Source organism: Streptomyces sp. NPDC008313, from assembly GCF_042956125.1.
Classification (GTDB): Bacteria; Actinomycetota; Actinomycetes; order Streptomycetales; family Streptomycetaceae; genus Streptomyces.
In genome coordinates, this window is sequence record NZ_JBIBFR010000009.1 from 88,208 (window position 1) to 100,797 (window position 12,590).

At 68.8% G+C, this 12,590-nt stretch carries 10 protein-coding genes and 1 pseudogene; 4 read left to right on the forward strand and 7 right to left on the reverse strand.

Annotated elements, in window-relative coordinates:
* Nucleotides 1-66: 66 nt before the first annotated feature.
* Nucleotides 67-1,827 carry a hypothetical protein gene (locus ACFY93_RS14060; protein ID WP_391357578.1) on the reverse strand — a complete coding sequence of 587 codons (1,761 nt, stop codon included), beginning with the start codon at nucleotides 1,825-1,827 and terminating at the stop codon, nucleotides 67-69.
* Between the two features lie 4 nt (nucleotides 1,828-1,831).
* Nucleotides 1,832-2,743 (reverse strand): hypothetical protein, encoded by a 912-nt coding sequence (locus ACFY93_RS14065; RefSeq protein ID WP_391357581.1) that lies wholly within the window; start codon nucleotides 2,741-2,743, stop codon nucleotides 1,832-1,834.
* Between the two features lie 111 nt (nucleotides 2,744-2,854).
* On the opposite strand from ACFY93_RS14065, the gene ACFY93_RS14070 reads away from it, so the two are divergent.
* Nucleotides 2,855-3,166, forward strand: coding sequence for a helix-turn-helix domain-containing protein (locus ACFY93_RS14070; RefSeq protein WP_391357583.1), 312 nt, complete (start codon nucleotides 2,855-2,857; stop codon nucleotides 3,164-3,166).
* A 214-nt stretch (nucleotides 3,167-3,380) separates the two neighbouring features.
* Here ACFY93_RS14070 and ACFY93_RS14075 read toward each other — a convergent pair whose 3' ends face one another.
* Together ACFY93_RS14075 and ACFY93_RS14080 are read right to left on the reverse strand one after the other, a co-directional pair.
* Entirely contained in the window at nucleotides 3,381-4,013 is a 633-nt protein-coding gene (locus tag ACFY93_RS14075; RefSeq protein ID WP_391357584.1) for a hypothetical protein, read from the reverse strand.
* 154 nt (nucleotides 4,014-4,167) lie between these two features.
* On the reverse strand, nucleotides 4,168-6,795 hold the full coding sequence (locus ACFY93_RS14080) for an AAA family ATPase (protein WP_391357587.1): 2,628 nt from the start codon (nucleotides 6,793-6,795) through the stop codon (nucleotides 4,168-4,170).
* Between the two features lie 252 nt (nucleotides 6,796-7,047).
* Here ACFY93_RS14080 and ACFY93_RS14085 point away from each other — a divergent pair, with 252 nt between their 5' ends.
* On the forward strand, nucleotides 7,048-7,500 hold the full coding sequence (locus tag ACFY93_RS14085) for a hypothetical protein (protein WP_391357589.1): 453 nt from the start codon (nucleotides 7,048-7,050) through the stop codon (nucleotides 7,498-7,500).
* Between the two features lie 36 nt (nucleotides 7,501-7,536).
* Nucleotides 7,537-8,004: a hypothetical protein gene (locus ACFY93_RS14090; RefSeq protein WP_391357591.1), complete on the forward strand. Its 468-nt coding sequence runs from the start codon at nucleotides 7,537-7,539 to the stop codon at nucleotides 8,002-8,004.
* 186 nt (nucleotides 8,005-8,190) lie between these two features.
* Here the strand turns inward: ACFY93_RS14090 and ACFY93_RS14095 are convergent.
* Nucleotides 8,191-8,720: pseudogene (locus ACFY93_RS14095) on the reverse strand (DUF6584 family protein).
* Nucleotides 8,721-9,012: 292 nt separating this feature from the next.
* On the opposite strand from ACFY93_RS14095, the gene ACFY93_RS14100 reads away from it, so the two are divergent.
* Nucleotides 9,013-10,401 (forward strand): amino acid permease, encoded by a 1,389-nt coding sequence (locus ACFY93_RS14100; RefSeq protein ID WP_391357594.1) that lies wholly within the window; start codon nucleotides 9,013-9,015, stop codon nucleotides 10,399-10,401.
* 375 nt (nucleotides 10,402-10,776) lie between these two features.
* On the opposite strand, the gene ACFY93_RS14105 is transcribed toward ACFY93_RS14100, so the two are convergent.
* Both ACFY93_RS14105 and ACFY93_RS14110 read right to left on the reverse strand, forming a co-directional pair.
* Nucleotides 10,777-11,424, reverse strand: a complete 648-nt coding sequence (locus ACFY93_RS14105) for a hypothetical protein (RefSeq protein WP_391357596.1) — start codon at nucleotides 11,422-11,424, stop codon at nucleotides 10,777-10,779.
* 155 nt (nucleotides 11,425-11,579) lie between these two features.
* Nucleotides 11,580-12,575 carry a hypothetical protein gene (locus tag ACFY93_RS14110; protein WP_391357599.1) on the reverse strand — a complete coding sequence of 332 codons (996 nt, stop codon included), beginning with the start codon at nucleotides 12,573-12,575 and terminating at the stop codon, nucleotides 11,580-11,582.
* Nucleotides 12,576-12,590 lie beyond the last annotated feature (15 nt).

Here is a 12,590-nt window from a genome sequence, read left to right on the forward strand (position 1 = left end):
TCTTCGGTTGCTCTGCCGCGGGCAGGTTGTTTTGCCGCAGGCTACTGCTGGCTTGTGAGGAAGGTCTCAGGGCTGGGTGATGTAGCCCTTGGGAGTCCAGGTGCCCAGTGGCTTGGTCTTGCGGCGGCGGGTGGGTCGGCGGTGGGGCCGGTCACCGTGGAGGGCGATGGAGTTCGCCCAGGCGGTGAGCTTGCGGCGGTTGGCGTGGGCCAGTTGGAAGGCCAGCAGAAGGGTCTGGGCGGCGATGCCGCGGATGCGGCGGGTGCCGGCGTCTTCGAGGCGTTCGTAGAGGGGGTCCTTGGCGTAGCCGTTGATGCCTTCGACGCTGTTGCGGAGCCGGAAGTACACGCGTTGCCAGGCTTCGGAGCCGTACTGGAGGGGCTGCCAGAGCTTGGCGCCGGCTTCCGGCGGGACCGTGACCGTCTTCTGGACGCAGCACAGGGGTGAGCCCGTAGGGCTGGGGGCGGGGTCGACCAGGGGCAGGTGGATGCCGCGTCCGAGGGTGTGCTCCTTGAGTGGGCACTGGGTGCGGTTGGCTTCGGCCGGGCACATGACGCGGCGGTGGCCTTCGGCGTCGGGGCGCTGCTTGGGCATGAAGAGGTAGGCGGCTCGGGCTCGGATGCGGTCGATCCAGGTCTGCTTGTCGATCTTCTCGGCGATCAGGTCCTTGGTGGCGTCCTTGAGGGTCTGGGGCATGGAGGGGCAGTACCAGTTGCCCTCGACGAGTTCGGCGCCGGCGAAGTCGGTCTGGACGCCGAGTTGGTCCTTCGCGTAGTCGTAGACGGGCTCGTAGCCCATGGCGCGGATGGGGAGCTGGTAGTTCTCCTGTTTCTGGTCGTTGTAGGCGCGGTCACCGGCCAGGTAGCCACGCGGGAGGCTGTCGTCGACCTGCTGGAGGGCTTCGACGGCGACCTGGCCGGGACGGAGGCTGGGCTTGTCGACGGAGAAGGCGATGACCAGTGCGGGGACGACGTCGGGGTTCGCGGAGCCGTCGGGCAGCGGGACGCCGTCGTGGTCGGGGTCGCGGGCGATGACGAGCGAGGCGTCGTAGCCGAACAGCCGCTTCTTGATCCGGTCTGTTTTCTTCCGGAGTTTGGCGCCGTTCTTGTCCTGCTGGGCGGGGGCGAGGTCGTCGAGGGCGAGGGGGTCCTTGTGCTTGGCGGTGCGGACGTACCAGGCGGCGTCGGGGTCGGTGGAGGTGACGGGGCTGTTCGGGGCGAGGCCCTTGGCGTAGGTGCCGACGACGGTGGCGTCGACGCATGCCGAGCCGTCCCAGTGGCCTTCCAGGAGGGGCAGGGCCTCGCGCAGGGACATGGCGAGGATCATGTTGGCCACGCGGAGCATGAGCGTGCGCTTGCGGGCGAGCTCGGCGGGGTCGGCCTGGGCCAGGAGCTTCTCGGCGTGGCGGCGAGCCAGTCGGTGGTTCTTGGGCAGTGGGGACGGGTCGATCGCGTCGAGGACGCTGTGGATGCGTCGGCGGACGACGGCGTAGGCGGCCTCGAAGCCGCGGTCGTGATCGGGGTAGCGCCGCAGGCCGAGGCGCTGGCGCACCTTGTCGGAGAGCGCGAAGTACAGCAGGTCCGTGACAGCTGTGAAGAGGATGACGCCGCCGTTGCGTGCGGCGGTCAGACACATGCCGACCAGGAGGGCCTCGACCGGAAGCGTGCAAGGGCTGCCTGTTCCACGGGCGACGAGCGGTTGGATCTCCTCGACCAGGCCGGAGGCGGCCACCTCGTCGAGGATCTCCATGGCCTCATGGTCGGGGACGAGGGCACGCTGGGAGCGCAGGCGGGCGATGCGAGGGTGGCGTGCGAGACGGCTGTTCACCGGTTTACAGCTCCTTCAGTACGGCGGCGGCCTGGTCGGGTGCGAGGTTGCGGACGTGTGGCAGTACCCGGTCGATCGAGCGCAGAGTGGTCAGGCCGACGGCGGCCATCAGAGTGGGCAGGTGCATGCGGGCTTCGATGGCGTCGACGAGCCAGGTGGCGCGTGCCCGGCCTATGACCAGCGACGGCGTTCCGGGCGGCTTCTTGGCGCGGGCGAGGAAGTTGGTGACCGTGTTGGTGCCGCGGGCGTGGCTGCTCGGGCGGAAGAGAGAGCGGGCCTGGCCGGGACGGGAGGCCCAGGCGGTGGCCTCGGTGAGAACCGGGGCCCAGGCGCTGCGACACAGCACCACACGGGCACGCTGTCCGCGGACCGCTACGGCCACAGCGCCATTGGGTGCCTCGCGTACGTCGTGGGTACGCAGCGGGATGATCTCGGCTGAGTCCAAGGCGCAGCCGAAGCCGAGGGCAAGCAACGTCAGCAGGCCGTATCGCAGCTCGTCGGTGGGCTGGGCGCGGGCTGAGGCGTACAGCTGGGCCTGTTCCGGTTTCGTGTACGGGCGGGAGGCGTCCGAGCCGGAGTATGCGGCCGGGTTGCCGGTGATCAGGTCGGGGCCAAGCAGGGCGCGGCGAAGTTTGTTGAGGCGGCAGCGGCGATTGGAGCGGGAGGACTCCTCCAGATGCAGGCAGCCGGTGGCCAGGTACCACTCGATCGCCTCCGCGGTGAGCAGGTGCTCTGCCTTCGTGGGACGCCCGGAGGCGTCCGCGTGCGCGGCGGCGTGCGCCAAGGCGCCGAGCCAGTCCCGGGCCTCCTTCGGCGTGGCCGGCTTGGCCTTGGACACCGCACGGCGGCAGTCGGGGCCGACGCGGTCCCAGACGGGGCCGGAAAGCTGAGGCCGGTAGCGCTCGATCGCGTCCATCGTGACTCTCCACCAGGAAAAGACCCCGGGAGGGGTGCTATTCCAATAGCATGACGTAGAGGTGGCGGACACTGTCATGCCTGGAGGGCCGGATGGGCGACACTCTTCGACGTGCCCCAGGGAGACAAGCGACGACTCAAGCCCCTTACGTACGTGGTCGAGGGCATTTGGCCGCACGCCGTGCTCGATGACCACCACGGGGCCTGGGTGGCGCAGGAGGTGGCAGCTCGGCTGCGCCGGGCGGTCGACGCCAACGGCTGGTCGGTCGCCGAGGTGTCCCGGCGCAGCGGGGTGTCCCGGATGACGATCGTGCAGGTGCTGGACGGCGCGGTATGGTGCGACCTTCTGACGATCGCGAACCTGGAGAAGGCGCTGGAGGTGGACCTGTGGCCCGGCCGTGAGCCGGGCAATCCTCCGCAGTGAATTCGCATGGGCATTCGGCTCCTCGGGAAAGAGGCAGGGGAATATGGCCGAATGCCGGACACGCCCAGGCGGAGCCGGGTAGCGTCGAAAACGGCCGTAGCTGGTCACGACCGTCGCCGCGGACCCAGGGTGCAACCTGGGTCGCTGTATGCGGCGGCGGTCAATTAAGCGGCGGTGCTGCGTGGATGGTTGTCGCGGGCGGAATGGGTTTGGGCTAGTCGAACTTCCAGTTCATGCGCGGGCGGTAATAGACGTGCCGGTCGTCCTCACGCGTGATGCGTTCCACGGCGCCGACCAGCGTCAGAGCCCGCAGGCAGTTGCGCAGGCGCTTGCGTCCCCGGGGGTCCTCCTTGGGAATGCCCAGGATTTTGGCGATGTCCTCACTGCCCCAGGCAATGTCGTGGCGGGAGGCGATGATGTTCAGGATTTCCTGTTGCTTCTTGCTGCGGATGATGATCTCGGCTGATGGCGGTCCCGCATCCGTCGGCCATGGTGAGGATTCGGTAGGCGCGGACGGCTGCCTGTCCGATACGGATGGTTCCCGGAGTTGCGGGTCCGGGACGATGCGCAGCGTCACTGGAGGGGCTGGCTGGGCAGTGAAGATGCCGTGCTCTCTGGCGCGTTCGTGCATCGCCCACAAACGTGACTGCATACCCACCAGGCCTTGTGCCTCATTGCGGTGAGTGATCAGCGCCTCGCACTTCTCACTTTCCTCGCGCAGTGCCGCGTTCAGCGTTGCGATGGCCGCCTGGGATTTCTCGATCAGGGCGTCGTACTGACGGACCGCGTGCTCCGCTTCGTCCCCGAGGTCAGCCGGGGGACTTGGGAAGGTCTCCTGGTACGTCATGCGGACAACCGTAGGGGCAAAGCCAGTTGGCTGTCTGGCCTTTTGGGGACCAGTTGGCTTTTTGGTGGCTGCAAGCCTTGTAGCGCATCTCTTTATCGTCTACATGTTCGCTATTAGCTTTTGTGTATGGATATTTTGGGTCTCGGAAGAGGCTTTACCCGCGGCTGGGAAGATGCAGCTCGGAAAGCAGCGAAACTGTCAGCTGTTCAGTGCCTTCGCGAATGGCGCGGACGGCTCCGGCGCGCAGGAGGAGGGCCAGTTGGCCAACGTTGCCGCCGGTGCGCCGGTGGAGAAGACCCGCCTGGGCGGTCAGGGTGCCTGGCTCGTGTGCGTGTAGGCGCAGAGCGTGCTCGGCCCGGCTGATGACGTCCTGCCAGATATCGCCGTCAGGGACGAGGTCCAGGTGTACCGACAGAAGCCGACGGTGCGGAGTGTGCGTCACCGTTGTGGCGAGAGATGCGGGGCTGCCGATGCCGGCGAAGACGAACGTCGCCTGGATGCGGTCGCACAGGTAGTCCAGAGTCTCGGCCACGGCCGTGTCCGACCAGCCTGGACTGCGAAGTTGCTGGACTTCGTCGACGAGGACCAGGCCCGTGTGCGCGGCTGCCATTGCCTCGCTCACCCGGACCGCCAGGTCGGCGGTCGTGGGTGAGCCGCGCAGCGGGATGCCGAGACTCCGCGCCAGTTCGGCCAGAAGAAGCCGCGGCGAGGTGGCGGGCGGCAGCCGGACATAGATCACCGGCATGCTGGAGTCGCCTGGTTCCTCCGAGCGGCCCTCGGGCAGTTGGGCGGTGTAGCGGCGGGCTGCTTCCAGCAGGGCTGTGGTCTTGCCGGTACCGGACACCCCATGCAGCAGCACTCCGTGGCGGGCGCCTGCCCCGTACCGGTTGAGGTCCAACAACTCCTCGATCCGCTGAGCGGCGGACACGACGGCTGGCACGCGCAGCGGGAGCCTGGCGTGATAGGAGACGCGGACATCCTCCGGTGCCGTGCGTGAGCCGTCCGAGAGGTCCGAAGGGGGGGAGACCACCCAGTCACGACAGGACGACCCGGCCCACGAGACGGGGCCAGCCGCGCTCTCGTCGGCGGCCGTGTCCGGCTGCCGCCGGGCGATGGCGGCGTAGACCTCCGTGGGTTCGAGCGGCGCGTGATGCAGGACGGTCTGTACGGCGGACCGCGCAGCAGGAGATGCGGCGGGAACCGTGATCCACTCGTCGTTCCCGGAGCGCAGCCACACACGGCGGAGGTCGTACGGGTCCCAGCGCACCTCGAACGACCTGCGGCCGCCGCCGGGCAACACCGAGTAACGCAGGCGGTCCAGGGCCGTCGCGTTGTAAGTGTGCCCGCCGAGCCGCAACCCCTTGGGCCCGACCACTCTCCAGGACACGTTCAGAAGTGCTGGGAAAACCTGCGGGGGAAACGGCGTCGCTGTACATCCCGCTGCAGCTGTCAGCGTCTCGTGAAGGGTCCGTGGCGTATGCGCTCCGCCTGAGGGTGCGGTCGGCACGGGAGTATCCGGCCAGATACGGGCCACCCACGCGTCGAGCAGGTCCTGCACCATCTCGGGCGGCCATCCGGGCTCGTGCGCGGCCCGCCCGGCAGCGGACAGCAGATAGTCGGTGAACAGGGACCCGAAGCGGTCCAGCGTGCGCTCCACAGCTGAGCGGTCCGTCGGCCGCACACGCTGCGCGTACCGCACATGGATGCCCAGCTGGGCGCAGGCTTCGCGCAGTGCCCGCAGGCCGGGAGCATCGGCCCAGTCGACAACGAGGCTGCCCGGGCGGACGACCAGTGAGGACGCGTGTCGCCGCTCCGTGCCCTGGAGCCGTCCTGACAGGACGGCTCCCCAGTCGGTGTTCACTTCCAGGGGCGAGCACATCCGGGCAAGCAGCGTCGCGTGCAGCGGCGGCCGGTGCCCGGTGTAGACAACGGCGGCCAGTACGAGCCTGGTCGCCGCATCCAGAGCGACCAGCAGCCGAAGACGCTCCTTTGGGCCTGCCCAGCCGGATGGCAAGGGCAGCTCGACCGTGTCCAGATGAACGCGCTCGCCCACGGCCACATCGTTCACCCGGCCGAGCCGCGTCTTCCCTTCGCTGACAAGCATCTCGGCGGCGAGCCGCCGGACGACGGCCCGAGGCGGCCTGGGCAGCTCGCCCGCCGCGATGGGCCCGGCCAGCCGGGCCAGCACCTGATCGTGTAGATGCCTGGCCGCCGGGAGGTCTCCCGGCCGTTGCGTGGCGAGCACCTCCCGGACCGTCGTCCGTACCCGGGGATCCAGCTGGGCTTCGTCGGTCACGTGCCGCCGGGCCCGGCCGTCGGCGAGACCTGCCAGTCCCTGCTGCTGATACCGCTGCCGCTTGCGCTGTACCGTCCGCGACGAAACCCCGCGCACCCCCAGGGCGGCCAACTCCCTTGCTTTGGCCTCCTCCCGTTCGGCCAGTGTGTGGCGTGACGGGTCGTAGGCCGGGAGCGGCTCGGTGCCGGGCGGGGCGTCGTGCGGCACACCGGTCAGCACCTCGGTGACGTGCCGCCGCCACCACTTCGCCCGCTCCAGCGCCGCCTCCGGCAGGGGCGGCGCCGACTGCTCCGGATGTCCTGCGCCCCGCCCCAAGAACGCGAAGTCCTCCGAGGCCAGCAGTGAGATCACGTCGACGTGCTCGGTGGCGCCGAGGTTGTCCAGCAGCGCAACGCGCCCGCCGCACACGCCGGTCACCGTGCACACCTGCCCGTCGAACCGGACCTGGTCTCCCAGGCTCAGCCGGTCGGGCCACAGCGTGTCCATCCGCTCCTCGACATCCGCACAGGGCCGGGCCGAGCGGTCCCGGGCCGGCCCTGTGCGTTCACACCGCGCATGGGCCGGTCCGGCACCGCTCGGTCCGACCGGTCTCTACATCCAGTGAACTGGATGCGGAGGCGCTGCCGCACGCGCATCGCATCTAATCCACTGGATGGCACAGGGCGGATCCTGCCCCACGGCACCCGAATGGAACACTTCGAGGTGCTATTCCAATGGCATGAATGCAGGGTGACATACGTGCCCCGTTCCGTTCCTGCTCCCGCCGCAGTCATCCGTCCCGTCGTCATCGACCGGGCGGAACACCGCTTCCTGCTGTCGCCCGCCCAACTCCGCTGCGGGGACGCCTGGTCGGTGCCGGCTGTCCCCGTGCGTGCGGGCGAGCCCTACCGCCGGACCGCTGTGCGCTACCTGCTGTGGGAGACCGGCCTGCCCTGTCTGCGGATCGCACCAGTGGTCGGGGTCCTTCCGGCCGTCGGCGGGCGGCAACGCGTCGAGTACGTGGTTCTGGCCAGATCAGAGACCGGCGTTTGGCCATACGACGTGCGATCCCTGTGGTCACCCGGCGCACGCTGGTGGAATACGGCCGAACTGCGAGACACCGGCGTGCTGGTGGAGCCCGAGACGCTACCCCTGCTCATGGACGGCTACTGGGAGGGATGGCTGCCCGACGGGGAGGTCTCACTCGAGTGAGCCCCTGCGGCCATCGCAACGAAGGAGACCGAAAAAGTGACCCTGCACTCCATCGAGATCACCCTGACCCGCGCCCTCGGGGCCGTCGAGTTGAAGGCAGCGCAACAGGGAAGCCGCCTGCCTCTGGCGGCCTCCGAAGACCGCACGCGCCTGGTGGTCCTCGTCTCCGCGAAGAACGAAGGCAAGGCGATGCGGAAGATCTGGCGACGCCTGGAGAACGCGCTGCCCATCGACGTGCTCTGCAGCCTGTTCCCAGGGCCCGACGGGCGGTACCTCATGAGCATCCCGATGAACGAGCAGACATGGGAACGGATCCGCTCTCAGGCCGCCGCCACGGGGCAGACACCGGAGGAGCACCTGCAGGATGCCGTCGCGCAGGCTCTCGCCCGTGACCGGTCCACGCGCCGGGCGCGACTGGAGTGCTCGCTCAACGCCCTGCTCGGCACGTTCACTCCCGAGGAGGTCACGGCGGCGGCTGCACGGCGGATCCGACTGTCCGGCTGAGGCTTGGCTTGTCCCGTAAAGATGTTCACGTCGGCGCGGGGCCGTGATCAGCTACCGCTGCTCGCCTATCGGCTTGCGGCCTATGGCGGCCTTGGCTCCGGACAAGCCCACGCCTGTTCACGGAAGTTCTCGACGGTCCCACGGAACCTTGAGCGGCCCTCCCCGCTGGCCCTCTGGTGACCTGGGTCAGTCGAAGAGGGCAACGACTCCATTTACCCAGATCGCGAGGAACGCAAGGGCCCCCACCAGGCAGCCGACGCCCGCCAGCACACCCCGACCGTCCACGGCTCGAAGGGCGCTTCCTCGTCCTTCTCCTCCAGGCCGTCCCGGTAGGAGGCGGGGTCGTACCAGTCGACGGGGTGCCCCAGCTCCTCGGCGCAGGCGGTCCTCACTGCGACCAACTGCCCCTCCGCGAAGGAGGTGGCAGCCAGCGCCTCCGGGCCGCGCCAGGCGAGGGCCTTCATCCGCCATCCGGGAGACCCGTACCGCGCTTCGAAGGCGACGGTCTCGTCGGCGTGGCGGTCCTCTTCGAGGTACATCCAGCGTCCGGCCTCGGCGGCGTCGCCGTAGAGCCGGTACACCTCGGCCAGGCGCCGACGGAGAATCAGGTCGGACGGGAAGGATGAGACGAGACCGCGCAAGCGCTGGCGCGCGACGGGAACCCGGCCGGCGGCCAGGTCTGCATCGACTCGGGCAAGGGTCTCTCTCAGTGGCATGAACGCATGATCGGGTACCGCTGTGATCCACGTCGACCTGGTTTGTCGCTCAGTACTCGCTCGCTCTCAACGGCATCGACTGGATCTCATGTCGATCCACTGGATCCCGGAACGCTCACCTGACGCCATGGAGCGGCTTAAGGCACACAGGACCGTTGGGAGAACCCTGACGCATCCTTGACGCCTTGCTGACGACCTACTGACGTACTGTCGTATGCGGAGTGCCGGGAAGTCTGGTCGGCGAAGAGTCCTCAATGAATCCGTCCGTAAGGACGCCAAGGAAGGTCTTCGCGTGACCCTCTCGACACCGGCTGCCGCTGCTTCTGCTGCTGTGCGCGGCCCTGGACCGCGCCGCTCGGTCCTCTTCTTCGCCTTCGCGTTCGCGGTGATCGCCGACCCGGTCTCCTCGGTGGCGTACGCGATCGAGGCCGCACTGCGTGCCCTGCATGGTGACCTCGCGCTGCTGCTGCCCACGATGAGCCTGGTCATCGGGCTCGTCGTGGTCGTCACCGCGAACTACTGGCAACTCGTACGGCGCTTCCCCAAGGGCGGCGGTGCGGCAGCAGCTGCCGGGCGGGCCTTCGGTGCGCGCTGGACGTTCCTGCCCATCGGCGCGCTCGTCGTCGACTTCGTTCTGACCATCGGTATCTCGATCGCTGCCGCGGCCAGCGCGGTCATCGCCCTCTTCCCGGGCCTGGCCCCGCTGCGTATCCCGCTCGCGCTCGTGCTGCTGGTGGTCGTGGCAGGACTGACCTGGTTCGGGCACGGCGGCCGGCTGCTGTTCGCGGTGATGACCGTGGCCTTCGTCGTCATTTCCGTGGCCGTCCTCGTCCTGGGCTTCATCTCGCCCCACACCATCGGCCACGCCGCCACCACGACCGATCCGGGGCGCTCGGCGATGCTTGCGGTGGTGCTGGCCTTCCCGGTCGCGATGGCGCTGGCCACGGGTGTCGAGGCGCCGTCCACCGCGATCGCCCAGCTCGGTCAGCTCGACGACACCCACCGCCGCCGCTTCGGCCGCGGCACGCTCGCTCTGCTGGTCGTCATCGTCGGGGGCCTGACCCTCGCCCTGACCGCGTTGGCTGTCCGACTGCACGTAGGCATCCCCGGCACGGATTCGACCCAGATCGCCGACATCGCGCACGCGGCCGCCGGACCCGGCTGGCTGTACGGCGCGTTCCAGCTGACCAGCTCGCTGCTGCTGCTCGCCGCCGCCAGCTCCTCCTTCCAGGCCGGACCGGGTCTGCTGAAGGCGCTGTCCGGCACGGACGACCGGCCCGGCGTCCTGCCGCCCGTGCTCGGCCGCATTAACCGCCACCACACTCCCTACTGGTCCGTTGTCGTCTACCTGGCCGCGGCCGCACTGATCATCGTGGCCGCGGCGGGTCAGGAACAGGAACTCGTCCTGTTCTACGCCGTCGCCGTGTTCGTCAGCTTCCTGGTCGGACTGGTGGCCATGGCACGCTTCGCGCATCGAGAGGAAAAGGCGGCCCTGACATGGGTAAACGCCCTCGCCGCCGTGGCCGTCGCCTTCACCCTCGCCGTCAACCTGTTGCGTGGCTGGCCGATCCTCTCCCTGGCCGCGACCCTGCTCATCGCAGGCGGCCTGTACGCACGTTGGGCCCGGGCCGGACGCCCCACCGGCATCGAGAATGTCGAGGCACACGCCGAGGCGTCCTGACGCCAGGGTCCGCATCAGCCACTCGACGGCCATGGTGCGGGTTCCTCACCGGTGGTTCACGCACGCGCCTGGTCCACGCACGCGCCCGTCGCCGTCCACGAACCGACACCGGACGCCGACGCGGACGACGAGGTGATCCTCCTCGCGGACGGGCCGACCGCCCCCGGCATCCGCCTGACCAGGGCCGACATCCGCGACCAGGTACGCTCTACGCCCCCGACAGGGACGCAGCCGAAGCTGGCCGACCACCCACCCGCGGTGGAACCGCGGGGGGGCCGCGCGGCAGCGGGGCCTGGCGCGCACTGACGAGCAGGCGCGCACGGCACGGCTGGACGGCCGTCAGGGCGGTGAGACGGCCACGAGAACGAGCCCGGTCTACTGCACCTGCTCCACGAGTGCCTCAGTGAGGTCGCTGATCTGCTTCCGATCCAGGGACGTGGTTCCTGGCTGCCCGGCACCAACCAAGACGGCGGCGTCTCCGTCACCTTCAAGCTTCAGACGTACGGTGGCGACATTGCCGGTGTCGGTGATGACCACCTCCCCGGCCTTGGCTGCGTCGGCCTTCTCGACGTACCTGATCGCGTCGTCGGCGGATGTGGAAGCCAGTGACGAGACCACCGGTGCCAGTGGGTAGACCGCATGCCGCTCGCGGGTCGCGACGGTGTGCACCTGCACGTCCTCCTGGCCGATGTGGAACGTGCAGCTCACCAGGGCACCTGGGTTCACGGCCAGTGCTTCCCCGGCTTTGGCACGCTTCCCGCCCTCGGCTGTGGCGACGGGTGCGTCATCGTCCTGTACCGGCCCGGGGCCGGCTTTCGCGTCCAGCCCCGCGGTCTTCGCTGCCTCGGTCATGTCGTAGGGCAGCGGGCACGTTTTCGCCCCTGCCTTCGGCACACCGTCGGCGATCTCGGTCAGGCTGTTCAGGCTCAGTGGCGCCGCGCCGCTGTCGCTTTGGCAGCCGGTCATCAGGGCCGCCGCGGTCAGAGCGGCTGCGATCGTCAGCCGGGGCCGTGTGTGTGTCACGTGTCGTGTCCTCGGTGCGTGGGTGGCCCTGGTCAGAGGGTCGGCCAGGAGCAGCCGAACGCTTGCCGACGCCATCGGCGAAGCTGGCGAACAGGTCCTGTGGGCGTGGGGTGCCCTGGGCTCCGACGGTGGAGGCGTGGACCTCCTACCCCGTGTCAAGAGAGGTCTCGCGCAGTCTGGTGAAGGCCCAGCATGGAGATGTCACGGGCATTCTTGAGCAGCGATTTTTGAAGCTCGCCGTCAAGGGCCGCACCCTTGCCCCACACCTGGACCATGTCCGCGGTCTGTGTCCCGAAGCGGGCGAGCATGTTCTTCCGGCCTGCGGCACGCAATGTGTGCTGCCACGAGATCTCGACGTGTCCGGCAGGATCGTCCTGGTAGGAAGGCAGGGTGGACGAGGTCTTGGTCAGCTGGCTGAAGACGTCGGTGTTCCAGTCCTTCCAGCCGTCCTCTCCCAGATCCTTTTGAACATCCTCGGCGACTGCGTCCATCGCGCCCAGGACGTAGGCCGTTTCCCTGGTGGGCGATTCGAAACGCCACTCCTCGGCGTCACGCGGTACCGCCGTGAACGATCCGGCGGCGCGCTGGGACGCCGCGTCGCGCAGTTGCGCGTACGAGGCAGGGTGGTTCGCGAGGTGACGCATCACGTGGAGGAGGGTGACCCGGGACAGGGACATGTGTATGCCGTCGTCGTCCTTCCAGGGCGGCGCGGAGGCAACGCCCGCACGCACGTAGTCGATGTTTCCGGGAGACAGGATCTGGGAGACGTCCGGCATGTAGTCCGCCAGCGCCTTGGACACGGGAACGGCGAGAGCGGAGTCGAGCTCTTCCTCGGTCTTGTCGGTGATGTCCCCCAGAGCCAGCAGGACGTTCTTCATCGCCTGGGCCTGGGCAACGGAGTGCACACCGGCCTTTTCACCCGTGGTGGCTCGCTGAATGGCACTTCCGAGTCGGGAGCAGCTCTCAGCATCCGGACTGCCGGCCCCCAGCGCCGAGCGGACGCGCTTGTCCTTGCTCAACTCTTTGCACACGTCGGTGCCGTTGCTCGAACGGAGGTAGAGCCAGCCTCCGATTCCGCCCGCCAACGCGATGCACAGGGCGGCAGAGATCACGACGACGAGCCGTCCGGGGCGGCGGGATGGTGCGGTCACGGGATTCCTCGGGGT